General features: G+C 74.6%; 20 protein-coding genes. 10 read left to right on the forward strand and 10 right to left on the reverse strand.

The window, feature by feature from the left end:
* Positions 1-109 precede the first annotated feature (109 nt).
* Entirely contained in the window at positions 110-1,420 is a 1,311-nt protein-coding gene (locus tag ACFQH9_RS02380) for an LCP family protein (protein ID WP_379563671.1), read from the reverse strand.
* Between the two features lie 673 nt (positions 1,421-2,093).
* Between ACFQH9_RS02380 and ACFQH9_RS02385 the strand changes: the two genes are divergently transcribed.
* The 5 genes from ACFQH9_RS02385 (at position 2,094) to uvrA (ending at position 9,497) form a co-directional block, all read left to right on the forward strand.
* Entirely contained in the window at positions 2,094-3,470 is a 1,377-nt protein-coding gene (locus tag ACFQH9_RS02385; RefSeq protein ID WP_379563673.1) for an AI-2E family transporter, read from the forward strand.
* A 71-nt stretch (positions 3,471-3,541) separates the two neighbouring features.
* Positions 3,542-4,222, forward strand: a complete 681-nt coding sequence (locus ACFQH9_RS02390; RefSeq protein WP_379563675.1) for a GAP family protein — start codon at positions 3,542-3,544, stop codon at positions 4,220-4,222.
* A gap of 143 nt (positions 4,223-4,365) precedes the next feature.
* Positions 4,366-4,734, forward strand: coding sequence for a hypothetical protein (locus tag ACFQH9_RS02395; RefSeq protein ID WP_379563677.1), 369 nt, complete (start codon positions 4,366-4,368; stop codon positions 4,732-4,734).
* Positions 4,735-4,794: 60 nt separating this feature from the next.
* Positions 4,795-5,469 (forward strand): MBL fold metallo-hydrolase, encoded by a 675-nt coding sequence (locus ACFQH9_RS02400; RefSeq protein WP_379563679.1) that lies wholly within the window; start codon positions 4,795-4,797, stop codon positions 5,467-5,469.
* 1,097 nt (positions 5,470-6,566) lie between these two features.
* Complete coding sequence (gene uvrA, locus ACFQH9_RS02405; protein ID WP_379563681.1) at positions 6,567-9,497, forward strand: excinuclease ABC subunit UvrA; 2,931 nt, start codon at positions 6,567-6,569, stop codon at positions 9,495-9,497.
* A gap of 310 nt (positions 9,498-9,807) precedes the next feature.
* Here the strand turns inward: uvrA and ACFQH9_RS02410 are convergent, their stop codons facing one another.
* The 4 genes from ACFQH9_RS02410 to ACFQH9_RS02425 form a co-directional block, all read right to left on the reverse strand.
* Complete coding sequence (locus tag ACFQH9_RS02410) at positions 9,808-10,632, reverse strand: SWIM zinc finger family protein (RefSeq protein WP_379563683.1); 825 nt, start codon at positions 10,630-10,632, stop codon at positions 9,808-9,810.
* Positions 10,629-13,703: a DEAD/DEAH box helicase gene (locus ACFQH9_RS02415; RefSeq protein ID WP_379563685.1), complete on the reverse strand. Its 3,075-nt coding sequence runs from the start codon at positions 13,701-13,703 to the stop codon at positions 10,629-10,631. Before ACFQH9_RS02415 ends, ACFQH9_RS02410 begins: the two co-directional genes overlap by 4 nt.
* A 149-nt stretch (positions 13,704-13,852) precedes the next feature.
* Positions 13,853-14,161, reverse strand: a complete 309-nt coding sequence (locus tag ACFQH9_RS02420) for a GNAT family N-acetyltransferase (RefSeq protein WP_379563687.1) — start codon at positions 14,159-14,161, stop codon at positions 13,853-13,855.
* The gene (locus ACFQH9_RS02425) at positions 14,158-15,144 is read right to left on the reverse strand and encodes a pirin family protein (protein WP_379563689.1); all 987 of its coding nucleotides are present in this window, start codon (positions 15,142-15,144) and stop codon (positions 14,158-14,160) included. Before ACFQH9_RS02425 ends, ACFQH9_RS02420 begins: the two co-directional genes overlap by 4 nt.
* Positions 15,145-15,274: 130 nt before the next feature.
* Here ACFQH9_RS02425 and ACFQH9_RS02430 point away from each other — a divergent pair, with 130 nt between their 5' ends.
* The 3 genes from ACFQH9_RS02430 (at position 15,275) to ACFQH9_RS02440 (ending at position 17,201) form a co-directional block, all read left to right on the forward strand.
* Entirely contained in the window at positions 15,275-15,790 is a 516-nt protein-coding gene (locus ACFQH9_RS02430) for a GNAT family N-acetyltransferase (protein WP_379563691.1), read from the forward strand.
* Between the two features lie 91 nt (positions 15,791-15,881).
* Positions 15,882-16,769, forward strand: a complete 888-nt coding sequence (locus tag ACFQH9_RS02435) for an SMP-30/gluconolactonase/LRE family protein (protein ID WP_379563693.1) — start codon at positions 15,882-15,884, stop codon at positions 16,767-16,769.
* 9 nt (positions 16,770-16,778) lie between these two features.
* On the forward strand, positions 16,779-17,201 hold the full coding sequence (locus ACFQH9_RS02440; protein ID WP_379563695.1) for a TIGR03668 family PPOX class F420-dependent oxidoreductase: 423 nt from the start codon (positions 16,779-16,781) through the stop codon (positions 17,199-17,201).
* Here ACFQH9_RS02440 and ACFQH9_RS02445 read toward each other — a convergent pair.
* Positions 17,179-17,643 carry an ester cyclase gene (locus ACFQH9_RS02445; RefSeq protein WP_379563697.1) on the reverse strand — a complete coding sequence of 155 codons (465 nt, stop codon included), beginning with the start codon at positions 17,641-17,643 and terminating at the stop codon, positions 17,179-17,181. The two genes, ACFQH9_RS02440 and ACFQH9_RS02445, sit on opposite strands and share 23 nt — an antisense overlap.
* Positions 17,644-17,730: 87 nt before the next feature.
* Between ACFQH9_RS02445 and ACFQH9_RS02450 the strand changes: the two genes are divergently transcribed.
* A complete protein-coding gene (locus ACFQH9_RS02450) occupies positions 17,731-18,780 on the forward strand; it encodes a LuxR C-terminal-related transcriptional regulator (protein ID WP_379563699.1) in 1,050 nt (349 codons plus the stop codon).
* Positions 18,781-18,822: 42 nt separating this feature from the next.
* Here the strand turns inward: ACFQH9_RS02450 and ACFQH9_RS02455 are convergent, their stop codons facing one another.
* Together ACFQH9_RS02455 and ACFQH9_RS02460 are read right to left on the reverse strand one after the other, a co-directional pair.
* Positions 18,823-19,575 (reverse strand): alpha/beta fold hydrolase, encoded by a 753-nt coding sequence (locus tag ACFQH9_RS02455; protein ID WP_379563701.1) that lies wholly within the window; start codon positions 19,573-19,575, stop codon positions 18,823-18,825.
* Positions 19,572-19,925 (reverse strand): MmcQ/YjbR family DNA-binding protein, encoded by a 354-nt coding sequence (locus ACFQH9_RS02460; protein ID WP_379563703.1) that lies wholly within the window; start codon positions 19,923-19,925, stop codon positions 19,572-19,574. Before ACFQH9_RS02460 ends, ACFQH9_RS02455 begins: the two co-directional genes overlap by 4 nt.
* 82 nt (positions 19,926-20,007) lie before the next feature.
* Between ACFQH9_RS02460 and ACFQH9_RS02465 the strand changes: the two genes are divergently transcribed.
* Positions 20,008-22,422, forward strand: coding sequence for a SpoIIE family protein phosphatase (locus ACFQH9_RS02465; protein ID WP_379563705.1), 2,415 nt, complete (start codon positions 20,008-20,010; stop codon positions 22,420-22,422).
* 12 nt (positions 22,423-22,434) lie between these two features.
* Here ACFQH9_RS02465 and ACFQH9_RS02470 read toward each other — a convergent pair whose 3' ends face one another.
* Together ACFQH9_RS02470 and ACFQH9_RS02475 are read right to left on the reverse strand one after the other, a co-directional pair.
* The gene (locus ACFQH9_RS02470) at positions 22,435-22,653 is read right to left on the reverse strand and encodes a hypothetical protein (RefSeq protein ID WP_379563707.1); all 219 of its coding nucleotides are present in this window, start codon (positions 22,651-22,653) and stop codon (positions 22,435-22,437) included.
* A 58-nt stretch (positions 22,654-22,711) separates the two neighbouring features.
* Positions 22,712-25,288 (reverse strand): transglycosylase domain-containing protein (locus ACFQH9_RS02475; protein WP_379563709.1); only part of this gene is annotated, 2,577 nt, incomplete at its 5' end.

Here is a 25,288-nt window from a genome sequence, read left to right on the forward strand (position 1 = left end):
CGCCGCCGTCGAGATCGCCCTGGTCGAGCAGCTGCGCGAGGTCGCGACCTGGTCGCCGGACCGGATCCGGGACCGCGCGACCCGGATCGAGCGGGACGCGCCGGGCTGATCAGTTCACGCAGGGGACCGCCGCGGCGTCGATCAGGGGGCGCTGCTGCCACGGGTCCTCCGGCGGCGCGACCGCGGAGGTCGGCGAGCCCGCCACTACCTGCGTGGTCGGGGTGGCCGGTGTGGCGGGCGCCGGCGTCGTCGTCGAGCCCCCGGTCCGGGGCCGCGACGCGTCCGCCGAGGTGGTGTCCGCGGCGGTGTCCTCGGCGCGCGGGTCGGTGAACAGCACGGTGTGCACGAAGTCCCGGACCTGCTCGTCGTCGACCTCGACCGCCACGCCGTCGACGGGCGTCCACAGGTCCGGCCGGAGCGTGGGCACGGTCCGGAACACGACGTCACCGCCCGCGAGCCCGCCCAGCCGGCCCACGAGCTGCCGCAGGTCCCACCCGGAGTCGACGACGACGTGCCGGCTCACCACCGCGAGCAGGCCGGCCACGGTGGCCGGGTCGGCGAGGGTGCCCGCGGCGAGGACCCGATGGGCCAGCCCGGCGAGGAACGCCTGCTGGCGGGTGATCCGGTCGAGGTCGCCGCCGTCGAGCCCGTGCCGCTGGCGCACGAACGCCAGCGCCGCGGCGCCGCTGACGGTCTGCGGTCCGGCGGGCAGGTCCACCCCGGAGTACGCCCGGTCGTCCACGGGCCGGTTGAGGCAGACGTCGACCCCGCCGAGCGTGCTCGTGAGCTCGACGAACCCGGCCAGGTTGAGCTCCGCGTAGTGGTCGACGGTCGTCCCCGAGACGGCCTCGACCGTCGCGACCAGGTTGGCCCGGCCCGCCTCCCGGCTCCGCCGGTCGAGCTCGGCACCCGTCACGCCCTGCGCCTTCAACCGCTCCTCCGCGGCCCGGTACGCGCGACCGTAGGCCGAGTTGATCTTGTGTCGGCCGCTGCCGTCGGCCAGCGGGACGTAGGAGTCGCGCGGGAAGGAGACGGTGACGACGGGGGAGCGCTGGTCCGCCGCGACGCGGACCAGCATGATCGTGTCGGTGTGCAGCTGACCGCCGTCGTCGCCGGCGTGGATCCGGGCCAGCAGGTCCGGTGGGAGGGGCTCGCCCTGCGCGTCCGTACGGCTGTCCAGCCCGACCAGCAGCGCGGTGTAGCTGCGCGTCGTGGCGGCCGACGCGGCGGGCGCCGCCCCGGTGCCGGCCCGGGCGAGAAGGACCGAGCTGGTCGTGAGGTCCGCGGCGAAGGTCCGGGACACGGTCCAGACGTAGCCGGTGGCGGCGAGGACCACGACGGCGAGCAGGACGACGCCCGTCCGGGCGATCCCGAGCAGGATGCGGCGGAGCGTGCGGGACCACGGCGGGCGCTTCTCCATCCGTTCCTCTCACGCACAGGGGGCCCACTGCACGTCCCGACGCTGCGACCGCCCAGAGGAGACACGGCCACCGACGGCCGTCACCCGAGCGTACGGGGCGTGTCGGTGCCCGGGGCGGACGAGTGATCACGTCCACCCGACCGGCCCAACGGGGCGTCCCGTGGCGGTCATTCCGGCCGGGTGAGGTGACGGCGGCGGGGCGGCGCCACCCTGCCACCGGACCACCGATCGTGGAGAGACGAGGAGACCGGGATGAGCGAGCGTCGGACGGACCCGTCGTGGGAGGACCTCGACCAGGGGCTGCTGATCGGGGCCGTGGTCCTGCTGGCCGTGGGCGCCCTGGCCGGTCTGGGCGGGTCGCTGCTGGCCGGGGCGGCCGCCGTGAAAGCGGCCCGCAGCTGGATGCACCGGGCGGAGCTGCCGCCCACGGACCTCGCCAAGTTGAAGTGGGCGCAGGCGCGGGCGGCCGCCGGCGCGGGGGCCGGGGCGTGGCGNGGGCGTGGCGCGCCGCCGAGCCCCCGCGCCGGGGAGCCGTACCCGTGTCCTGACCACCGCGCCCTCACCGCCCCACCACCCCGACCAGCGCCCTGGCCACCGGGAGCGTCCGGGGGGAGGCGCCCGTTCGCCCGCGGCGGGTGAGGCCGGGTCCCCCGGCCGGACCTAGCGTCGCCGCGTGACGACTCCGGTGCCACCCCCCGCCCGATCCCCGGACGACCTGCCGACGAACGGGTCGCGGCTCCGCGACCGTGGGCTGCCCCGCGCGCTCGTCGTCCTTCTCGGGGCCGCGGCGGTCGTCGTGGTGGTGGCGGGCATCCAGGCGATCGCGTGGCTGCTCGCGCCGGCGTTCATGGCGCTGGTCATCGTGATCGCCGTGCAGCCGGTGCAGGGCCGGCTGCAGCGCAAGGGCTGGCCGGCGTGGGCGTCGACCCTGGTGATGGTCGTACTGGTCTACGCGGTGCTCATCGTGCTCGCCCTCGGGATCCTCGCCTCGATCGCGCGGCTGGCGACCGAGCTCCCCAAGTACGCGTCGCAGGCCGACGGGCTGGTCGGATCCCTGACCGCCGCGCTCGCGAAGGCCGGGGTGGGACCCGACCAGCTGAAGCAGGCGGCGAGCTCGCTCGACATCGGCAAGCTCGCCGGGCTCCTGGGCACGCTCCTGGACAGCGTCGCCGGGCTCGCGTCGAACCTCGTGTTCCTGCTCGCGTTGCTGCTCTTCCTGACCGTGGAGGCAGGGGGCGTCCGGCACCGGTTGGCGTCCATCGCGTCCGACCGGCCGGGGGTCATCGAGGCGTTGGGCCACTTCGCGTGGGGCACCCGGCAGTACCTGCTGGTCACCACGGTCTTCGGCTTCATCGTCGCCGTGCTCGACTCGATCGCCCTCGCCCTGATGGGCATCCCGCTCGCCGTCACCTGGGGCCTGCTGGCGTTCGTCACCAACTACATCCCCAACATCGGGTTCGTCATCGGCGTGATCCCGCCCGCCCTGCTGGGCCTCTTCGTCGGGGGTCCGCAGCTCGCGATCCTGGTCGTGGTCGTCTACTGCGCGCTGAACTTCGTCGTCCAGTCGCTCATCCAGCCGCGGTTCATCGGCGACGCGGTGGGTCTGTCGATCACGGTGACGTTCGTGGCGCTGTTCTTCTGGGCGTGGCTGCTCGGTCCGCTCGGCGCGATCCTCGCGATCCCGCTGACCCTGCTGGTCAAGGCCCTGCTGGTGGACATCGACCCCAAGGCGCGGTGGGCGGACGCGTGGCTGCGGTCCACTCCGAAGGAGGCGGAGGACGCGGCCGCCGACGAGGCCGCGAAGGCGGCGCGGAAGGAGGCCCGCAAGGCCGGACGGGCGGAGCGCAGGGCCCGCCGGCACCCGCAGCCCGCCGCGGCCGGCGCACCGGGGCCCGCGGAACGGCCCGAGCCGTCCGGGCCGCCGGGGTCGTCGTCGGAGGCGCCCGGGCCGCTGGGGTCGACCGAGGCGGTGGAGGCGTCCGGGCGCTCGGCACCGCCCGACCCGCCGCCCGTCCCGCCGGGACGCAGTGACCCGCGGGTCACGCCGTGAGCCGCGGGGCCGCCCGCGCCCGCGGCTGACCGACCGCCGCCCGTGCCGCACCCGGTCGTGAGTTCCCACCCGTGAGTACCGAGGCGCTGCTGCTCGCGTTGTCCGCGGTGGTCCGCCCTACCGCGCTCGCCGCGCTGTTCGCGATCCTGGCGAGCCGCGACCCGCGCCGGCTGCTCACGGCCTACCTGGTGGCGGGGCTCGCGTTCGCCCTCGCCGTCGGGGCCCTGGTCGTCGTGCTGCTGCAGGGTCTCAACGCCCGCACCGCGACGACGACGAGCCGGCCGGTCCTCGACCTCGTCCTCGGCCTGGCCGCGCTCGCCTACGCGGTCGCGGCCTGGGCCCGCCTCCCCTCGCCGTGGCCGCTGAGCCGCCACGGGGAGCGGCGGCCGGACGAGCCGACCTGGATGCAGCGCCGGCTCCAGGGACTCACCGTGCCCGGCGCCGCCGGGGCCGGGGTCCTCACGCACCTGCCCGGCCTGACCTACCTCGCCGCGCTCAACGCGATCGTCGCCGCGGCGTCGGACATCGTCGACGGCCTGCTCCAGGTCCTCGTCTACGACGCGATCTGGTTCAGCACCGCGATCGTCGCGCTCGTGCTCGCCGTGCACCGCCCGCACCTCGCGCGGGAGCTGCTCGAGCGGCTGGTCGCCTGGGTCCGGGCCCGCCGCCGGCCGATCACCGTCCTGTTCTTCGGCGCGCTCGGCGGCTACCTGCTCGTGACGGGGATCCTGGACCTGGTCCACCGCCGCTGACCGGCCCTCCACGCAGCGCAGACGTCCGGCCGCACCCGGTGTCCCACGAACGGGTGGACGCCCGCCACCGGGGTGACCAACCGTGGTTCCACCGACCACACTGGCCGGACAGGCGGGGGAGCGCGGGGCAGGGGGTTCGACGGGTGAGCACGCACAGGGCGTCGGGCAGCGGGAGCGGCGGTTTCCGGGCCGTCGGGCAGAAGCCCCCGGTCCCGTACCAGCGGGGCGCCGCGGGTGAGCCGGTGTCGGCCGGCCCGGCGACGACGGTGGGCGAGCAGGCCGCGCGCGCCGGGTGGGCGTCCGCGCCGCGACCGTCGCCCGCGCACACCCCGCCGCGGGGCCAGCGCCTGCCCACGCGGGGCGACGGCCGGGCCCTCACCGTGCTGCGGATCGTCGCGTACGTGCTGACCTCGCTCGCGAGCCTGCTGTTCATCGCGCTCGTGGTGTACGGGTACCTGCTCGTGCAGGACGCGGTGAACAGCTTCCCGCGGATCTTCCCGCCGGGAGGGTGACGGATCCGCCGGGCCGGCGCGCGGGCGCCGAGGGCACCGCACTGGCACTAGGCTGCGCGCGTGGACGTCCTGGACGAGTACAGCGGGCACACCGACCCCGGCGGCGCGGCGATCCGGCGGAGCCTGGGCCCGCTCACGATCAACAAGGTGTCCGTCGGCCCGATGGACAACAACGCCTACCTGCTGACCTGCACCGCCACGAACGAGGCCCTGCTCGTCGACGCGGCGAACGAGCCGGAGCGGATCGCGGACCTGGTCGGGGCCGGGGACGGCCGGCCCGAGCTGCGACACCTCGTCACCACGCACCGCCACCAGGACCACTGGCAGGCGCTGGGCGCGGTCGCGGGGATGTTCCAGACCCGGCAGATCGCGCACCCGCTCGACGCGCCGGAGCTGCCGATCCCGATGGACGAGCTCGTCTCGCACGGCGACACGGTCGAGTTCGGCCGGATCTCCCTCGAGGTCATCCACCTGCGGGGGCACACGCCGGGCTCGATCGCGCTGCTCTACCGCGGCCCCGACCGCCCGCACCTGTTCACCGGCGACTCCCTGTTCCCGGGTGGGCCGGGCAAGACCTGGTCGGCCGAGGACTTCGCCTCGCTGATGGACGACCTCGAGTCGCGGGTTTTCGGCGAGCTCCCCGACGACACCTGGGTCTACCCGGGCCACGGCGACGACACCACCCTCGGCAGGGAGCGCCCCTCGCTGAAGGAGTGGCGCGAGCGGGGCTGGTAGGCCGGGCGTTCCGCCGGGCGCCCGCAATCGCGAGCCCTCCGACGCGCTCGGGAAGGTGCGGCGCCTGCGTGCACCGCGTGATCGGTCCCTCCGTGGCCGCCGAGCGGGGTCGGCCTGCGGGAGGCGCACTCACTCGCGTGCCGGAAATCCGCTCCGGGCGCTCGGCACCCTGCTCCGGCCGCTCGGCACACCCGTTCCGGCCGTCCGGCACACCCGTTCCGACGGCCGCACAGCCGGTCGACCGGGTGTGTCAGGCCCTGGGCGGGTGTGTGAGTGGGGGCGGCGGCCGATGAGCGCTCCGGACGGCTGCTCGCCTGCCTCGCGCCGATCTGCGGGCGCAGTGGCGGGTGGCACACCCGCCCGGGCATCCCACAGGCCGTCGACCGGATGTCCCGCGCTCCATCCCGGTGTGGCACGGGGCAGGAACGGGTGTGCGGGGCTCCGGGAGGGTGTGAGGCCGCCCACCGCGCCGTCGCTCTCCGTGCTGCCGTGCTGCCGTGCTGCCGTGCTGCCGCGCGCCGACTGCGCCTCCCAGCGCCCCTCGCTCGGCACACCCGTTCGGACGTCACACACCACCTCCGGTCCGGTGGCACACCCGGAAGACCCGCCGCACACCCCGTCGACCGGGTGTGCCGCGGTTCTTCGGGTGTGCCGACCGAGTCGCTCGGCGCGCACCAGGCCCGCCAGCCGATCCGTCGCCGGCACCCGAGCCCGCATCTGGTCCGCCGGCGGGTCGCCACCGTCACCGAGGCGCGGCAGCCGGAAGCGCGCACCAGGGGTGGCCGTCCCGCCGTCGAACATGTGTGCGACAGTGGTCACCTGGTCCGGCGGGCGCCGCCGGGAAGCACCGGGCGGTCCGCGGCGTTGAGCCGGGTGGCCGAACGGGGTCCGGTCGGCGGCCGTGGCGCGTGCGGTGGCAGGGGCGACGGACGGTCGCCCGGCGCTCGCCGGCGCGNGCGCACCCGCCGACCGGGACCCCCGGACCGGACGGGTGCGCACGATTTCCGTCGGACCCCCGGCCTAGCATCGATCGCGGGTCCCCGGTCTGCCGCGGACCGGGCCCGCCGATCCCCGGTGACCCGTAAGGAGGCGCCCTCGTGGCACAGGTCCGCACCTCGCACGACGCTCCCCGGCTGGTCGTGCGCGGCGCGCGCGAGCACAACCTGCGCGGGGTCGATCTCGACCTGCCGCGGGACAGCCTCGTCGTCTTTACCGGCCTGTCCGGTTCCGGCAAGTCGAGCCTCGCGTTCGACACGATCTTCGCCGAGGGCCAGCGGCGGTACGTCGAGTCGCTCTCGGCGTACGCCCGGCAGTTCCTCGGGCAGATGGACAAGCCGGACGTCGACTTCATCGAGGGCCTCTCGCCCGCGGTCTCGATCGACCAGAAGTCCACGAACCGCAACCCGCGCTCCACGGTCGGCACGATCACCGAGGTCTACGACTACCTGCGCCTGCTCTACGCCCGGGCCGGCGTGCCGCACTGCCCGGTGTGCGGCGAGGTCATCGAGAAGCAGACCCCGCAACAGATCGTCGACCAGGTGCTGGCGATGGAGGAGGGCAGCCGCTTCCAGGTGCTGGCCCCGGTCGTCCGCACCCGCAAGGGCGAGTTCGTCGACCTCTTCGCCACCCTGCAGGGCCAGGGCTACTCCCGCGTCCTGGTCGACGGCACGGTGCACCAGCTGAGCAACCCGCCCACGCTGAAGAAGCAGGAGAAGCACGACATCTCCGTGGTCGTCGACCGGCTGTCGGTCAAGCCGAGCGCCAAGCAGCGGCTGACCGACTCGGTGGAGACCGCGCTGCGCCTGGCGGACGGGCTGGTGGTGCTGGACTTCGTCGACCTCGACGACGAGCACCCGCACCGGGAGCGCCGCTTCTCCGAGCGGATGGCCTGCCCCAACGGGCACCCGCTCACGCTCGACGATCTCGAGCCCCGCACGTTCTCCTTCAACTCGCCCTACGGCGCGTGTCCCGAGTGCTCCGGAATCGGCATCAAGAAGGAGGTCGACCCGGAGCTCGTCATCCCCGACCCCGAGCTCAGCCTGGCCGACGGGGCGGTGGCGCCGTGGAACACCGGGCACACCGCCGAGTACTTCGGCCGGCTGCTGTCCGGGCTGGCCAAGAGCGTCGGGTTCCGGATGGACACGCCGTGGCGCAAGCTGCCCGCCGAGGCGCAGAAGGCGGTGCTGCACGGCAGCGAGGACCAGGTGCACGTCCGGTACCGGAACCGGTACGGCCGCGAGCGCGCCTACTACGCCAACTTCGAGGGCGTGATCCCGTTCCTCGAACGCCGGCTGGACCAGACCGAGTCCGAGTCGCAGCGCGAGCGGTACGAGGGCTACATGCGGGACGTGCCGTGCCCGGCGTGCAAGGGCGCGCGGCTCAAGCCCGAGGTCCTGGCGGTCACACTGGCGCACCGCGAGCAGGGCGACCGCTCGATCGCCGAGGTGTCGGCGATGTCGGTGGCCGAGTGCGCCGAGTTCCTCGACGGCATGGTGCTCGACCAGCGGCAGGCGATGATCGCCGGCCGGGTGCTCAAGGAGATCCAGGCCCGGCTGGGCTTCCTGCTCGACGTCGGGCTGGACTACCTGTCGCTGGACCGCGCCGCGGGCACGCTCTCCGGCGGCGAGGCGCAGCGCATCCGGCTGGCCACGCAGATCGGCTCCGGCCTCGTCGGCGTGCTCTACGTGCTCGACGAGCCGTCGATCGGCCTGCACCAGCGGGACAACCGCCGGCTGATCGACACGCTGACCCGGCTCAAGGAGCTGGGCAACACGCTGATCGTCGTGGAGCACGACGAGGACACCATCCGGGCCGCGGACTGGGCGGTCGACATCGGTCCGGGCGCGGGTGAGCACGGCGGCGAGGTCGTGCACTCCGGCCCGGTGGCCGAGCTCGAGGCGCACGACACCTCGCTGACCGGCGCGTACCTGTCGGGCCGGCGGAGCATCCCGGTGCCGGACGTGCGGCGCACGCTGGACCCGGAGCGCAGGCTCACGATCGTCGGCGCGCGCGAGCACAACCTGCGCGGGATCGACGTCGACATCCCGCTCGGCGGGCTCGTCTCGATCACCGGTGTGTCCGGCTCCGGCAAGTCCACGTTGATCAACGACATCCTGGCGACGGTGCTGGCGAACAAGCTCAACGGCGCCCGTCAGGTGCCTGGCCGGCACACCCGGATCACCGGGATCGAGCAGCTGGACAAGCTCGTGCGGGTCGACCAGTCGCCGATCGGGCGCACCCCGCGGTCCAACCCGGCCACGTACACCGGCGTGTGGGACAAGATCCGCACGTTGTTCGCGTCGACCACCGAGGCAAAGGTGCGCGGCTACCAGGCCGGGCGCTTCTCGTTCAACGTCAAGGGCGGGCGCTGCGAGGCGTGCTCCGGGGACGGCACGATCAAGATCGAGATGAACTTCCTGCCCGACGTGTACGTCCCGTGCGAGGTCTGCAAGGGCGCCCGGTACAACCGGGAGACCCTCGAGGTGCACTACAAGGGCAAGACCGTGGCCGACGTGCTGGACATGCCGATCGAGGAGGCCGCGGAGTTCTTCGCGCCGATCACCTCGATCAGCCGGTACCTCACCACCCTGGTGGACGTCGGGCTGGGCTACGTCCGGCTCGGGCAGCCGGCGCCGACGCTGTCCGGTGGCGAGGCGCAGCGCGTGAAGCTCGCCAGCGAGCTGCAGAAGCGGTCCAACGGCCGCACGATCTACATCCTCGACGAGCCGACCACCGGCCTGCACTTCGAGGACATCCGCAAACTGCTGATGGTGATCAACGGCCTGGTCGACAAGGGCAACACGGTCGTCGTCATCGAGCACAACCTCGACGTCATCAAGACGTCGGACTGGGTGATCGACATGGGCCCCGAGGGCGGCTCGGGCGGCGGCACCGTGGTCGCGCAGGGCACGCCCGAGGAGGTGGCGGGCACCGAGGGCAGCTACACGGGCCTGTTCCTCAAGGACCTGGTCGCACCCTCGGCGCCGGCCCGGCGCCCGAGGCGGAAGAAGGCCGCCGCGGCGAGCTGACCCCGCCCCGGGCCGTACGGACCCCCGACCGCATTGTGGAACCATGATGTGCTCTCGCTCGGCTCCACAACGCCTTATGGAACCATAATGCGCTTTCGCTTGGCCCCGAAGCGCGTTGTGGAACCATGATGCGCTGTCACCCGGTTTCAGGGCGCATTATGGAACCATAATGCGGTTCCGCCCGGGTTTAGAACGCGCTATGGAACCTTGATGCGCTCTGAGCCGGTTCAGGAAGCGTTGAGGAACCATCATGTGTTCTGGCGCGGTGGTTGAGCGCCTTATGGTTCCGTAGGGCGCTTCTCGAGGGGTGCTATTCGCCCAGCTGCCGGTAGGCCGGGCGCAGCAGGTCGCGCACCTTGTGCCCGCGCACCTCGATCGGCAGCTCGGGCACCTGGTCGAGCAGCGCGCCCGGCTCCGGCTCGGCCGGGGTGAACCGGGTGAGGTCGAGCTCGCCCGCGGCGTAGAACGCGTCGAGCAGCTCGCCGAGGGGTCGCGCCGCCTCCTCGGCGACGGGTTCGGGCGCCGCCGTGCTCCCGCGGCGGCGGCGCAGGTTCGCGAGCAGGGTCTCCCGGTCCCGCCCGCGCAGGGCCAGGACCTCGAACGGGTCCGCGTCGAACCGCTCCGCGAGCAGGTAGAACACGGCGGCGAGGTGCTTGCACGGAACGGTGCCGTCCGGGCAGGTGCAGTCCATCGCGAGGTCGCGCTGCGAGGTGGGGAAGAGCGCCAGGCCGAGCCCGGCGAACAGCTCCTCGATCTCCGTCGGCATCCCGCCGGCCAGCAGCGTGGCCGTGTACCAGGCGTCGTCGGCGAGGGCCTGCTCCGCCCGCGACCACTCCTGCTTGCCCCAGGCGGGGATCCCGATGCGGACCTTGTACGGGGTGGGCCGGGTGCCCTGCACCAGCGCGACGACGGCGCCCGCGTCGACCTCGCAGGACACGATCTGCCCCGAGCGTGCGTAGCTGCGGCCGCGGTGCAGCCGCCCGCCGACGCCGAGCGACTCCAGCACGGCGAGGAACCGCTTGGACCACCACGTGCGCGCGACGGTGCCGCGCGTCGAGTGGATCTGGATCCCGTTCTCCACCCGCAGCGGGCGCTTCGGATGGTCCTCCTGCGCCCAGAAGGGCTGGTCACTCATTCGTCCGCCACCGCCTCCGCGCCCAGGGCGAAGACCGAGCGCAGCTCGCCGGTGGACAGCTCGGTGAGCCAACCCTCGCCGTCGCTGATCACCATGTCCGACAACGCCTTCTTCGACTCGATCAGCGCGTCGATCCGCTCCTCGACCGTGCCCGGGCAGACGAATTTCCGCACCTGGACCGTGCGGCCCTGGCCGATCCGGAACGCCCGGTCCGTGGCCTGCTCCTCGACCGCCGGGTTCCACCAGCGGTCCAGGTGCACCACGTGGTTCGCGGCGGTGAGCGTGAGCCCCGTCCCGCCCGCCTTGAGCGACAGCAGGAAGATCGACGGTCCGTCGGCGGACTGGAAGCGCTCGACCATCGCGTCCCGCTGCTTCTTCGGGGTCCCGCCGTGCAGGTGCAGCACCTCCTGGTCGAAGCGGGCGGACAGGTGCGGCACCAGCATGGAGGCGAACTCGGTGAACTGGGAGAACAGCAGCACCCTGTCGCCCTCGGCCAGGATCTCGGCCAGCAGCTCCTCGAGCCGCGCGACCTTGCCCGAGCGCTTGCCGATCGGTGAGCCGTCGTGCAGCAGCTGGGCCGGGTGGTTGCAGACCTGCTTGAGCTTGGCCATCGCGGCCAGGACGTTGCCCCGCCGCTGGATGCCGGTCGAGTCCTCGATCTTCTCCATCATGTCGTCGACGATCGTGCGGTAGAGGGAGGCCTGCTCCCGCGTGAGGTGGTACTCCTGCCGGATCTCGATCTTCTCCGGCAGGTCGTCGATCACGGTGGGGTCGGTCTTCAGCCGGCGCAGCAGGTACGGCCGGGTGATCCGGCGCAACGTCTCCGCGGCCTCCGGGGAGCCGTGCCGCTCGATCGGCACCGAGAACCGCTGCCGGAAGCGCTCCGGGGTGCCGAGCATGCCCGGGTTGAGGAAGTCCATGATCGACCACAGCTCGGCGAGGCGGTTCTCCATCGGCGTGCCGGTCAACGCGATCCGGTGCCCGGCGACGATCCGCCGGGCCGCCTTCGACGGTGCCGCGTTGCTGTTCTTGATCGCCTGCGCCTCGTCGAGCACCAGCCGGTGCCAGGGCAGCGACTCCAGCTCCTCGATGTCCCGGCCAGCGGTGCCGTAGGTGGTGACCACGATGTCCGTGTCCGCCAACCGCTCCCGCAGCGCCTCGCCCCGTGGGCGGGTGGGCCCGTGGTGGGCGTGCACCCGCAGGTCCGGGGCGAACCGCGCCGCCTCCCGCTGCCAGGTGCCCACCAGCGACATCGGGCAGAGGATCAGGGTGGGGCCGGGCGCCGTTCCCGCGTGCGTCACCTCCGCCGAGCGCTCCCGCGCCTCGAGCGCCAGGAGCTGGATCGTCTTGCCCAGGCCCATGTCGTCCGCCAGGCAGGCGCCCAGGCCGAGCGACGACAGGAACGCCAGCCAGGACAGCCCCCGCTTCTGGTAGGGCCGCAGCTCGGCGCGGAACCCCGCCGGCGGGTCCAGCGGCTCGAGGGTGCGGTCGGCCGTGCCGCCGAGCAGCTCGCCGATCCAGCCCTCGGCGGCGACCGAGGTGATCGGCAGCGGGGTGTCCACCGCGCCCTGCGCGAGCGCCAGCGCGTCGGCCACCGTGCCGGTGTCGCGGCGCCCGTTGTGCCGGCGCAGGAACTCCAGGCCGCGGGCCAGGGCCTCCGCGTCGACGCTGACCCACTGACCGCGGATCCGCACGAGCTTGGCCTTGGCCGCGACCAGCGCGGCGATCTCCTCCTCGTCGAGCTCCTCGTCCCCGGCGGCGAGCGTCCAGCGGAACTTCGCGAGCTCCTCCCGGCCGAGCCCCCCGCGGGTGACGACGCCCGGGGCCGGCGGCGAGGACACCGACAGCCGCAGCCCCAGCGGGCGCCGCCCGTTCCACCCGGCCGGGAGCTGCACGCCGAACCCGGCCGCGAGCAGGCGCGCCGCGTCCTCGGTGAGGAAGCGGTGGGTCTCGTCGAGCTCGAGGTCGAGCTCCTCGGGCCGGGCCTGGCGCAGCGCGCCGGTGAGCGGCGGGTACACGAGCGCGGCGCGACCCAGCTCGGCCAGCAGCAGTTCCTGCGCCGAGGTGATCAGGCGGTCGGCGCGGCCAGCCCACACGTCCCCGGCCGGGACGAGGAGGCTGGGGTCCTCGGTCGACTGCAGCTGGAACCCCAGGACCCAGCGGGTGCCGTCCCCGGTCTGGTCGAGCGGGTCCTCCCCGGGGTCGGCGGGATCGTGCAGGGTGCTGATCTCGGACAGGCGGAAGGTGGCGCGGGCCGGCCCGGTCTCCTCGGTGGTGACCGCGTCCCAGGAGCCGAGCGCGTCGGCCAGCGTGGCGAGCTCGCGCTCCGCGGACTCGAACCGCGGGTCCGGTCCGGCGAGGGCCGCGAGCCAGGCCTCCGTGGCGGGCAGCGCCTTCGGTGCGCGGCCCCGGCGCGGCGGCACGAGGGAGACGGGGGCGTCCGCCCGGGCGAGGCGCTCGCGGACCGCGGCGTCGACCAGGGCGTCCAGCGCCGCGTCGACCAGCAGCTCGGGGGAGTGGCCCGCGGTGTCGCCCGAGCGCCGCTGCTCGGCGCGGGCCACCGGCGGCAGCGCCTCGACCAGGGCGCGGCGGGCCACCGCGTCGAGGCCCTGCACGACGGGCCGCCAGCGCGCCTCCGGCCCCGGGCGCAGGGTGGGCAGGACGCGCCCGCGGGCGGCGAGATCGTCCGCGAACGCGGCGAGGGCCCGCAGGTGCGCGACGGAGGCGCCGTACCGGACGTCCTCGGCCGGGTCGGCGAGCTCGTTCGGCTCCACGACGACGGCCGGCACCGACCAGGGGGTCAGGGACAGCTCGGCCGACCTCCGCCCGGGCGGTCTCCGGCGCACCAGCTCGGGCGACTCCACGGGCCCGCTCGCGCGGGAGGGCAGCAGCAGCGTGACCGACGTCTGCTTGCCCGGGTGGATCCCGGCCAGCTGCGACGCCGGCATCGCGAACGGGTGCGGCCGCGCGCTGCGCAGCGAGCGCCGCGAGGTGGTGGCCGGGCGCTCACCGTCCTCCGCCCAGAGCACGACGCCCCGGGCGGGGGACCAGAGGGCGTGGACGACCAGCACGGGATCAGGCTACGAGGCTCCACCGACACTTCCGCACCCCCGCACGACCACCCCGCGCGAGTCGGCACTTCCGGGACACCGACTCGCACATCCCGGGCTCCGGACAGGTGCGACTCGGTGGCCGGAAAGTGCCGACTCGCGGGGGAGACCTACAGGGTGTACTCCGGGCGCGCCTCGGCGGGGACGAGGTCGACGTAGTCGGGGTGCTTCTCGATCCAGCCCCGGATGAAGGGGCAGTTCGGGTACACCGCGAGGCCACGCTTGCGGGCGTCGTCCAGCGCGAAGCGGGCGAGCCTGCCGCCCAGGCCCTGGCCCTCGTACATCGAGTCGACCTCGGTGTGCGTGAAGGTGATCCGCCCGGGCTCGGCGCGGTAGTTCGCGAAACCCGCGAGCTTCCCGTCGACGTGGACCTCGTATCTCGACCACTCGGCGACGTCGAGGATCATGGGATCGGTCATGCCGACGATCCTCCCAGGGATCCGTGCGGCACGTACGAGGCGGGGATCACGCCGAGCTTCCCCTTCTGGTAGTCCTCGAAGGCCTGCAGCACCTCGGCGCGGGTGTTCATCACGAACGGCCCGCCCCAGGCGACGGGCTCGCGGATCGGCCGCCCACCGAGGAGCACGACGTCGAGCGCCGGGGTGCGCGAGTCCTGCCCGCGGTTCCCGGTCACCGTGATCAGGTCGCCCGGCCCGAACAGCGCGAGCTGTCCCTCGCGGATCGGCCGGTCGTCCCTTCCGACGGTCCCGGCGCCGGAGAGCACGTAGACCAGGGCGTTGAAGTCGCGCCGCCACGGCAGCCGCATCCGGGCACCCGGCGAGACCGTCGCGTGCATCATCGCCATGGGCGTGTAGGTCGACCCGGGGCCGGAGTGCCCGGCCAGCTCGCCGGCGATCACCCGGATCAGGGCGCCGCCGTCGGGCGTGGTGAGCAGCGCGGCCTCGCGGGCCCGCAGGTCCTGGTACCTCGGCTCGAGCCACTTGTCGGCCTTGGGCAGGTTGACCCACAGCTGCAGGCCGTGGAACAGCCCGCCGCTCGCGACCAGCGCCTCCGGCGGCCGCTCGATGTGCAGCAGCCCGCCGCCCGCCGTCATCCACTGGGTGTCGCCGTTGGTGATGTTCCCGCCGCCGCCGTGGCTGTCCTGGTGCTCGAAGGCGCCGTCGATGATGTAGGTGACGGTCTCGAAGCCGCGGTGCGGGTGCCAGGAGGTGCCCTTGGGCTCGCCCGGCGCGTACTCCACCTCGCCCATCTGGTCCATGTGCAGGAAGGGGTCGAGATCGCGCAGGTCGACCCCCTGGAAGGCGCGCCGGACGGGGAAGCCCTCGCCCTCGTACCCGCGGGGAGCCGTGGTGATCGACCGGACGCCGCGGTCGAGGTCGGTCGGTCCGGGCTCGGGGACGCGTGGCAGTGCGGTGACGTCGGCGACGGTGACGGCGGGCATCGGTACCTCCGGCTTCGGCGGGCATCTGTTTGAGCTCGCAACTACCTCGCTCAACCGTACCGGGCCCGCGGGTGTTCCGCCCCGGGCCCAGCTGGGTCCGGCCGGCCGCCGAGCGGCGATGATGGGGGCCGTGGATCGACCCGTCCGGCCCGCCACCCTCGACGACCTGCCCGCCGTCGCGGCGGTCTACGCCCCGTACGTCGCGCGCACGGTCGCGACGTTCGACGAGGACGTCCCCGACCTGGACACCTGGCGGGCCAAGCTCGCCGCGCTCACCGCGGGCGCGCTGCCGTTCCTGGTCGCCGAGGTCGACGGCCGGGTCGCCGGGTTCGCGTACGCCTCGCCCTGGCGGGGGGCCAAGCCGGCCTACCGGCGGACCGTCGAGAACACCGTCTACCTCGAGGACGGCGCCGGCGGCCGCGGCCTCGGCGGGGCGCTGCTCCGCCGCCTGCTCGACGACTGCCGCGCGGCCGGGTTCGAGCAGGTCGTCGCGGTGATCGCGGACCCGGAGGGCAACCCGGCGTCGGTCGCGCTGCACCGTCGGGCGGGGTTCCGCGAGGTCGGGGTGCTGCGCGCGGTCGGCCACAAGCACGGCCGGGTCCTCGACACCGCGCTGTGGCAGCGGTCGTTGACCGACGAGGCGTGATCGTCGGGCGGTCTCGACCCGCCGCCCTCGCCGGACCAGACTGGCCTGGTCGCCCCTGCACCGGAGCGGGGGCCGGACCGGAGGGGGCCGCGTGGCCGAGCCGACCGTCGTGCTGGAGAAGCTGTCGTTCCTGGAGGGCCCGCGCTGGCGCGGGGGCCGGATCTGGGTCAGCGACTTCTACACCCACCGGGTGCTCAGCGCCGAGCCCGACGGGAGCGACCTGCGGGTGGAGGCCACCGTGCCCGCCCAGCCCTCGGGGACCGGGGTGCTGCCCGACGGCCGGGTGCTGATCGTGTCCATGCGCGACCAGAAGATCCTGCGCCGCGAGGAGGACGGCACCCTCGTCACCCACGCGGACCTGAGCGGCCTCGCCCGCGGGGTGCTCAACGACATGGCGGTCGACCGGCAGGGACGCTGCTGGGTCGGGTGCTTCGGCTTCGACCTGATGGCGGGCGAGGACCTGGCGACCGCGGTCGTCGTCCGGGTCGACCCGGACGGGTCGGCCGAGGTCGTGGCCGACGGCGTGTACTTCCCGAACGGCACGGTGGTCCGGGACGACACGCTGATCGTCGCGGAGAGCTTCGGCAACCGGATGTCCGCCTTCGACATCCGGCCGGACGGCTCGCTCGGCGGCCGGCGGGACTGGGCCCGCTTCGGCGACCTGCCCACCACCAGGAACGTCGGCGAGATGCTCCCCGGGCTGGCCGTGGTGCCGGACGGGATCGCCGAGCCCGACGCCGAGGGCGCCGTCTGGGTGGCCGACGCCGATCACCACCGCGCGATCCGGGTCCGCGAGGGCGGCGAGATCCTCGACGAGATCACCCTCGACGAGCTGCAGACCTACGCCGTCGCCCTCGGCGGCGAGGACGGCCGCACCCTGTTCCTGGCCGCCGCCCCGAGCTTCCTCGAGCACGAGCGCCGGGACACCCGGGACGCCGTGCTGCTGTCGACGCGGGTCGAGGTGCCGCTCGCGCAGTAGGTTCGCGGCGTGCCGTCCCTCGACGAGCGCGCGTGCCGCGAGCGGCTCGCGGCGCACCCGGTCGCCCGGCTCGCCACGCTGCGCGCCGACGGCACGCCCCGGCTCGTCCCGATCACGTTCGCGCTCGTCGACGGTCTGGTCTGCTCGGCCGTCGACGAGGTGAAGCCCAAGCGCAGCCCGCGGCTGGCGCGGCTCGCGGACGTGGCGCGGGACCCGCGGGCCGCCGTCGTCGTCGACGAGTACGCCGACGACTGGGCGCAGCTGTGGTGGGTCCGGGTGGACGGCACGGCCGCCGTCCACGAGCACGGCGGGTTGCGCGAGCGGGCGCTCGACGCCCTGCAGGCGAAGTACCCGCCCTATCGGCAGGCCCGCCCGCGCGGTCCGCTGCTGGTGCTGACCCCGACCGCGATCAGGGGCTGGTCGGCGCGTTGACGGCGGCGGGCACCAGCCCGAGCCGGCGGAGCAGGCCCAGCTCGTCCAGGCGGCCCCACCGCTCGACGATGAGGTCGTCCTCGATGCGGAAGATGTTGATCCCCGCGAGCTCGACCGGGCCGCCGGTCGGCGGGACGCCGAGGAACTCGCCCCGGTGCGTGCCGCGGGCGGTGAACCGCTCGACCACGACGTCGCCCTCGGCCACCAGCTGCTCGAGGTCGCTGTGCCAGTCGGGGAAGGCGGCCCGGAACATCGCCGCCGCGCGGCGCAGGGCCTCCCGGCCGGACGGGGCGTCCGGCACCGGCGGGTCGTGGTCGACGTACTGCGGGGCGAGGTAGCGGTCGACGGCGTCGAGCTCGCCCCGCGTGAAGAGGGCCTGGACGAACTCGTCCACGAGCTGCTTGGCGCGGGCGAGCCGGTCGGTGACGGTGTCGGTGCTCATGGCGGGAGGGTCCGCCCGAACCCGGCCGGAACCCATCCCAGGAAGGTGGGGTGGCGTCGGGTGGCAGCGGGGGTCGACACTGCCCCGATGCCCGGGTCGGTGCCCCGCGAGCAGGCCGAGCGTGACCTCGTCCGGCAGTGTCACGCGGGCCTGCCGCTGCCCGACCTGTGGGGGCGGGTACTGCGGTCGTTGCGTCGCATCGTGCCGGTCGACGCCGCGTTCGTCGCCACGGCGGACCCGGCGACCCTGCTGTTCACGGGAGCCCACGCGGAGGAGCCGCTGGCGGGCGCGAGCGCCCGGTTCCTGGAGAACGAGTTCTCGGGGGCGGACGTGAACCGCTTCGCCGCGCTGGCGACCGCGCGCCGGCACGTCTCCACCCTCGATCTCGCCACGCGGGGGGACCGCGTCGCGAGCCCGCGGTACGGCGAGATCATGCGCCCGCTCGGGCTGGGCGACGAGCTGCGGGCCGCGCTCGTGGCCGGCACCGAGTGCTGGGGCTACCTCTGCCTGCACCGGGCGGACGGCGGCCGGGGTTTCACCGCCGCGGAGCTCGAGCTGGTCGCGCGGATCGGGCCCCACGTCGCCGCGGGGATCCGGGACGCGACGGTGCGTGCCGCCCCACGGCCCGGTCCGCAGCGGCCGGGTGTCCTGGTCGTGTCCGACGACCTCGCGCTCGTGGCGAGCACGCCGGAGGCGGAGGCCCTGGCGGAGGTGCTGGACGGCGGGCCGGGGGAGCTGCCCCTGGCGGTGCAGGCGCTGGTGGCGGCGCTGCTGGCGGCGGAGCGTGGCCGCGGTCCCTCGCCGCTGGGCTCCACGGTGCGGACGCGGACCGGGGAATGGGTGCGTCTCAGTGCCTCCCGGCTGACGGGGCCCGTCGGTGGCGTCGTCTCCGTGGTCCTCGACCCGAGCCGACCGGCGTCGGGGGCGGTGGCGCGGCTGGCGGCGCACGCGCTCACGGCGCGCGAGAGGGAGATCGCCGTGCTGGTGCTGCGCGGGCGGTCGACCCGGGAGATCTCCGCCGCGCTGTTCCTCTCCCCGCACACCGTCCAGGACCACCTCAAGTCGGTGTTCGACAAGACCGGCGTCCGCAGCCGGCGCGAGCTCGTCGGGCTCCTCCTCGCCGGTCCGGGCGGCTGACCGGGTGGTGTCGCGCGCGGGTGGCGAGGGTCGGCGGAGCGCTCACCGGTCCCGGAGCCAGCCCGCGACGGCCGCGTCCACCAACGCGGGGCGTTCGAGGTGCGGGGCGTGACCGCCGTGGAGCAGGAGCAGGTCGGTGGTGCCCCGGGCGCCGTCGCGGACCGCCTCGACGTGCACGGCAGTGCCGTAGGGATCGGCGTCGCCCTGGATCCCCAGCACGGGGCAGGTGATCCCGGCGAGCTCCGGGCGCAGGTCCCAGTCGCGGAAGGCCGGGTCGAGCCACACGTCGTTCCAGTTGCGGAAGCACACCTCGGCCTCGCGGTGGTGCCGGGCCATCCGCCGGGCCAGGTCGCCGGACTCGAAGGCGCGCTTGGCCTCCTCGATCGCGCGCAGCCCGATTTCCTCGACGAGCACGTGCGGGGCCAGCACGACGAGCCCGGACACCGGCAGGGCCGCCGCGGCGAGCAGGGCGATCGACCCGCCGTCGCTGTGCCCCACCAGGACCGGCTCGCCGAGGTCCAGCGCCTCGACCAGGGCCGGGACCACGGTCGCGGCCTCCTCGTGCGCGAAGCGGATCGTGCGCTTGGCGGGCGGCAGGTCGGAGAAGCCGTGGCCGAGCCGGGAGTACGCGACCGCGCGCCGGCCCGTCGCCTCGGCGACCCGCCGGTGGAAGCCGCGCCACAGCCCGACCGAGCCGAGCCCCTCGTGCAGGAAGAGCAGCGGGGCGCCCGCGCCCGGAACGTCCTCGTACTCGTACGCGAGGCCGTCGATCTCGACCCGGGGGAGCTCGCTCACCCCGTCGAGTCTAGGAGGGTGATCAGCCTCTTCGGCGCCACCGCCCGGTAGGCGTCCGTGACGAGCTCGGCGATCTCGTCCCAGTCGACCTCGACGTCGAGCCGCACGCCCACCCAGCCGCGAGTGCCCACGTAGGGCGGCCGGAAGAACCGCTCCGGGTCGGCCGCGACCAGCTCCTCCTGCACCCCGGGCGGGGCGGCGCACCAGAAGGCGAGCCGGGCGTCGTGGTGGTGGTCGGCGTAGGTCACGAAGGACCTGCGCACGAACCAGGTCGGCTCGCCGTGGCTGACCTTCTCCGTGACCTCCGGCAGGGCCAGGCAGAGCGCGCGGAGCCGGTCGAGCGGGGTCACCGGGCCGCCGGGCGGTATGTCCGAAGCACCGGCCGAGTGTGGCCCGTATCGCGCGGCCGACGCGAGCCCCCATAATGCGCGGATGCACGGCCCGCAGGCAGAGCTCGCGGCGGACGTCGTCGCCGATCTGCCCGTCGGGCTGTTCGCGCTCGACGCCCGTGGCGCCGTGCTCCTCTGGAGCGCCGAGGCCGCCCGGCTCACGGGCTGGTCCGCGGAGGCCGTGCTGGGCCGCAACGGCATCGACCCCGTCAAGGCGACCGTCGACCTGGCCGCCGCCCGGGACATGCTCGCCCGCGCCCGCTCCGGGCGGGTGAGCGACGCGCTGCCCGCGGTGGTGCCCACCGGGCGTCTCCTCTACCTGCACGCCGCACCCGGGTCGGGCGAGGTCGCCGTGGTCGGGGTCCTGCAGGACGCCTCGGACGCCCGCGCCGGCGTGGAGGCCTTCTCGCTGCTCGACGCGCTGTGGCAGAACGCGCCGGTCGGGCTGGCGTACTTCGACCGCGACCTGCGGTACCGGCGGGTGAACTCCGCGGTGACCACGATCGACGGCGGCACCGCCGACGACCGGGTCGGTCGGACCCTCGAGGAGGTGCACGGCGAGACGGGCGCCCGGATCGCCGCGCTGCTGCGCCGGGTGCTCGACGAGGACCGGCCGCTCACCGAGACGCCCTTCACCGGGCGGCTGTGGCACGGCCGTGGCCCCGAGCAGTCCTGGATGGTCAACTGCTACCCGGTCCACGACCGCGACGGCTCCGTGCTCGGCGTCGGCCTGGTCGTCGTCGACATCACCGAGGCCGAGCGCACCCGTCGCGAGCTGGCCGAGCTGGCGGCGGCCCGCGAGTCACTGCTGCGGCGCTACCGCAGCCTGGTCGACGCCACCTCGGCGGCGGTGTGGATCCGCGAGCCGGACGGCAGCGCCCGCGAGGACTCGCCGAGCTACCGGGCCGTCACCGGGCAGGCCCCGCACGAGTACGCCGGCTGGGGGTTCCTCGAGGCCCTGCACCCCGAGGACCGCGGCAGCAAGCGCAGGGCGTGGGAGGCCGCCGTCGTGCGGGCCCGGGCGGGCCACGACGCGAGCTTCGAGCACACGCACCGGCTCCGCGCGGCCGGCGGCGGGTACCGGTGGTTCCGGTCGCGGGCCGTCCCGGTGCGCGAGGGCGGGCGGCTCGTCGAGTGGGTCGGCACCGAGACCGACATCGACGACGAGCTCCGCTCCCGGCACCGGCTCGACGTCCTGGCCGGGGCCACCCTGGCGGTGAACAAGGCGCTCGACCCGGAGACCGAGCTGCTGGCCCTGGCCGACGCCGTGGTGCCGGAGTTCGCCGATCTCTGCCGGGTCTACCTCGTCGACGAGGCCCAGCCGCTCGAGCCCGGTCGTCCGGTGCACGGGCGCCGCTCGGTCACCCGGGCCGCGCCCGGGTTGCCCCCGGTTCCCGGCGACATCGGCGGCGACGGCGCCGCGCGGTTCGTCTTCGGGCCCGACCACCCGCTGGCCCGCTCGGTGCGGACCGGGCGACCGGAGCTGGAGCTCGACCCGCTGGACGTCGAGCACTGGGCCGGCACGCCGGAGATGTACGCGTGGGCCCGTGAGGTCCGGATGAACTCGCGGCTGGTCGCCCCGGTGATCTCGGGCGGCCGGGTGATCGCCGGCCTGCTGTTCGCCGGCTGCGGCGAACGGGTGCCATACACCGCGGACGACCTGGCGCTGGTCACGGAGCTGGCGGCGCGGGCGTCGGCCGCCGTCGAGCACGGGCGGCGGTTCCAGCAGACCCGGCAGGTGGCGCTGGCCCTGCAGGAGTCCATGCTCACCGAGCCGCCCGCGATGGCCGAGATCGGCATCGGCGGGATCGAGGTCGCCGCCCGGTACCGGCCCGCGGCGGCGGAGCTCGAGGTCGGGGGCGACTGGTACGACGTGTTCCGGCTGCCCTTCGGGGACCTGGCGCTGGCCGTCGGCGACGTCGCCGGGCACGACCTGGCCGCCGCCGCCACCATGGGGCAGCTGCGCAGCATGCTCCGCGCGCTGGCCTTCGACAGCGACGGCGCCCCGTCGGACGTGCTGCGCCGGCTGGATCGGGTCGCCTCCCGGCTCGACGTCACCCGCTTCACCACACTGCTGCACGGGCGCGTGCTGCTGCGCGCCGACCAGCGCGTCTTCCGCTGGTCGAGCGCGGGCCACCCGGTCCCGCTGCTGGTCGGGGCCGACGGCACCGCCCGGTACGCGTGCGGGGCGGTCGACGTCGTGCTGGGGGTCGACCCCGACCGGCTGCGGCACGACCAGGAGGTCGAGCTGGCGCCGGGGGAGACCCTCGTGCTCTACACCGACGGGCTCGCCGAGCGCCGCGACGACGTCGACGACCGCGCCGCCCGCGAGCTGCTCGCCCTCGCCGCGGCCGGGGCGCACCTGAACCTGGAGGCCTTCTGCGACCACCTGGTCTCCGGCTCCACCTCGGACACCGGTGACGACGTCGTCGTGCTGGCGGTGCGGTGCCGGGCCTGATCCCCGGGAGGGTCAGCGCCAGGGGGAGGTGTGGGCGCGGCGGGAGAGCCGGACCTCGCACTCGATCCCGGCCGGGTCCAGGCCGGTGAGCACGGCGATCAGGTCGCGGGCGGCGGCCTCGGCGTCGCGCAGGTCCCGGACCGAGGTCGCGGCCTCGATCTCCGGCACGTAGAGCACCAGGCTGCGGTCCGCCGGCCAGGCGTCGACCACGAACCGTCGTGGGGTGCTCACGCGGTCCACGGTAGCCGCGCCCCGGCGGGTCCGGGAGCGTCCGCCGGCGGTGGGGCGCTCAGCCGCAGGGGGTGATCGAGCAGTCCTGGCGCTGGGCCGTCGGCGGAGCGCCGGGGTCGGGGGTCGCCGCGCCGTCCTCGCCCGGGAACAGCGGCTCGTCCCGGCCGGGCAGGGCGTCGCTGCCGGGTTGCGGCTCCGTCGTCGGGGTCGCCGGGGCCGGCGCGGGGGGCGGCGGGACCTCGGACGACGAGCTCGCCGGCGCGCTCGAGGTCGGCGTCGGCGTGGGCCTGGCGTTCGGCGGCAGGTCCGAGGGCGGTTCGCCGATCGGCTTGTAGGTGCCGAAGCCCTCGGGCCGCGGCTCCTCCTCGGCGGCCTGCTTCATGAACGTCTGCCACACCTCGCCCGGCAGGGTCTTGCCCTCGACCGGGGTACCCGACGCCGTCCGGATCGGCGAGTTCATGTCCGTGCCGATCCAGACCGCGGTGGACAGGTCCGGGGTGAAGCCGGAGAACCAGGCGTCGTTGTTCTCGCCCTCGAACCGGGACTGCACCGTGCCGGTCTTGCCCGCGACCGGCCGGCCGATGCCGAGGCCGTCGTTCGGGACCACGCCGAGCATGGCCTCGATCGTGTTGCGGGCGACCTGCTCGCTGAAGCGGCGCTCGCCCTGGGGCTCCGGCGCCTCGTAGAGCACCCGGTCGTCCGCGGTGACGACCCGGGAGATGAAGTGCGGGGCGTGCCAGACGCCGCCGTCGGCGATCGTGGCGTAGGCCGACGCCAGCTCCAGCGGCGTGACCTCCTTGTTGCCCAGCGCGAGCCGCGCGTCCGGGTTGTCCAGCGGGGAGGTGATACCGGCGGCGCGTGCGGCGGCGGCGACGTTCTCCGGCCCGACCTTCGCCGCCAGCTTCGTGAAGATGACGTTGTTGGAGATCGTCATGGCCTGCTTGAGGTCGCAGCGCGGGCAGTCGGCGCCGTCGGCGTTGCGCAGGCCGGTCTGCTCGCTGCCGTCGAACGTCGTCCCGATCCCGATCGGCGGGTCGTGGCTGAGCGCGGCGAGCACCACGAAGGGCTTGAACGTCGAGCCGGGCTGCTTGCTCACCCGGGCGTAGTCGAGCCCGACGCCGTTCTCCCCGCCGTAGTAGGCGCTCACCCCACCGGTCCTCGGGTCGATCGCGACGACGGCCGAGCGCAGGTTGTCCGGCTGCCCGGCGAGGGTCCGCTGCGCGGCCTCGACCGCGCGCCGCTGCCGCTCGGGGTCGATCGTGGTCGTGATCCGCAGGCCATCCTGCGCCATCTCCTGGTCGGTGATGCCCAGCGAGTCCAGCTCCGCCTTCACCGCGTTGACGACGTGCCCGCGGCTGTCGGAGTACGAGCCGCTGCCGGGTGCGGCCTTGCGCTGCTGGGTGGCGGGGAAGGTGGCGGCGGCGCGGTCGCCGGGGGAGAGCCAGCCCTGGCCGACCATGCCGTCCATCACGAAGTCCCAGCGCTGCACGGCCTTCTGCGGGTCGATCGCCGGGTCCCAGCGCGACGGCGACTGGATGACCCCGGCCAGCAGCGCGCCCTCGGCCACGGTCAGCCGGCCGACGTCCTTGCCGAAGTAGGCCTGGCTCGCCGACTGGATCCCGTAGGCGCCGCGGCCGAAGTAGATCGTGTTGAGGTAGTCGGTGAGGATCTCGTCCTTCGACTTCTCCTGGCTGACCTTCAGCGACACGATCAGCTCCTTGTACTTGCGCCACAAGGAGACCTGGTCGCCGACCAGGGCGTTCTTGACGTACTGCTGGGTGATCGTGGAGCCGCCGCCGACGCCGCCCTGCAGCTGGTTCCACACCGCCCGCAGGATGCCGGTCAGGTCGAAGCCCGGGTTGGAGTAGAAGCTGCGGTCCTCGGCCGACAGCACGGCCTCGCGGACGTGCACCGGGATCTGGTCGACCGTGACCTTGGTCCGGTTGCCCTGCTCGGGGACGAGCCGGGTCAGGTCGGTGCCGTCGGCGAAGGAGATGGTGGCGACCTGGTTGTTGACGGCGTCGTCGGCGGTCGGCACGGAGAAGGCGAGCCAGCCGAGTCCCAGGGCGAGCAGGGGCAGCAGGACGAACGCGGCGAGGCTGCCCAGCACGCCCCACTTCACGCGCCGGCGCCGCTGCGCCGTGCGCTGGGCCGGGGTGAGCGGCCGGCGGTGCGCGGAGCTGCCGCCGAGTCGGCGGCGCAGCAGCGCGAGCGGCCCCTGCGGGCCGGTGACCTCGGATGCCGGGGTGAGCCCCGTGGCGGTGGCGGTCGCCTTCCTCGGGTCCGGGGTCTGCCACCAGCCGACGTCGCCCCGCGTGCGGGAGCGGCGGCTGCGGGCCCGCGGGACGGCGGAGCGGCGGGTCGCGTCGCTGCCCGCAGCGGTGCGGGTGGTCGCCGGGGTCGGGCCGGTCCGGGTGGCCGCCGTCGCCGGGGTGCCCGGTCCTCCGCGGCTGCGCGAGCGGTCGGTGGTGTCGACGCGGGTGCCGGGGCCGGTGGACGTACCGGTCGAGGGGCCGGTGGAGGTGCCGGTGGTCGCGCCGGACCGGGCGTTCGGCTGCGCGCCGCGGGAGCGGTCGGCCGCCGGGGGCTGCTGCGCCCCGCGCGGGGGCACGGAGTGCGAGGGGCCCGGCTGGCC

Source organism: Pseudonocardia lutea, assembly GCF_042658055.1.
In the GTDB taxonomy this organism is placed as follows: domain Bacteria; phylum Actinomycetota; class Actinomycetes; order Mycobacteriales; family Pseudonocardiaceae; genus Pseudonocardia; species Pseudonocardia lutea.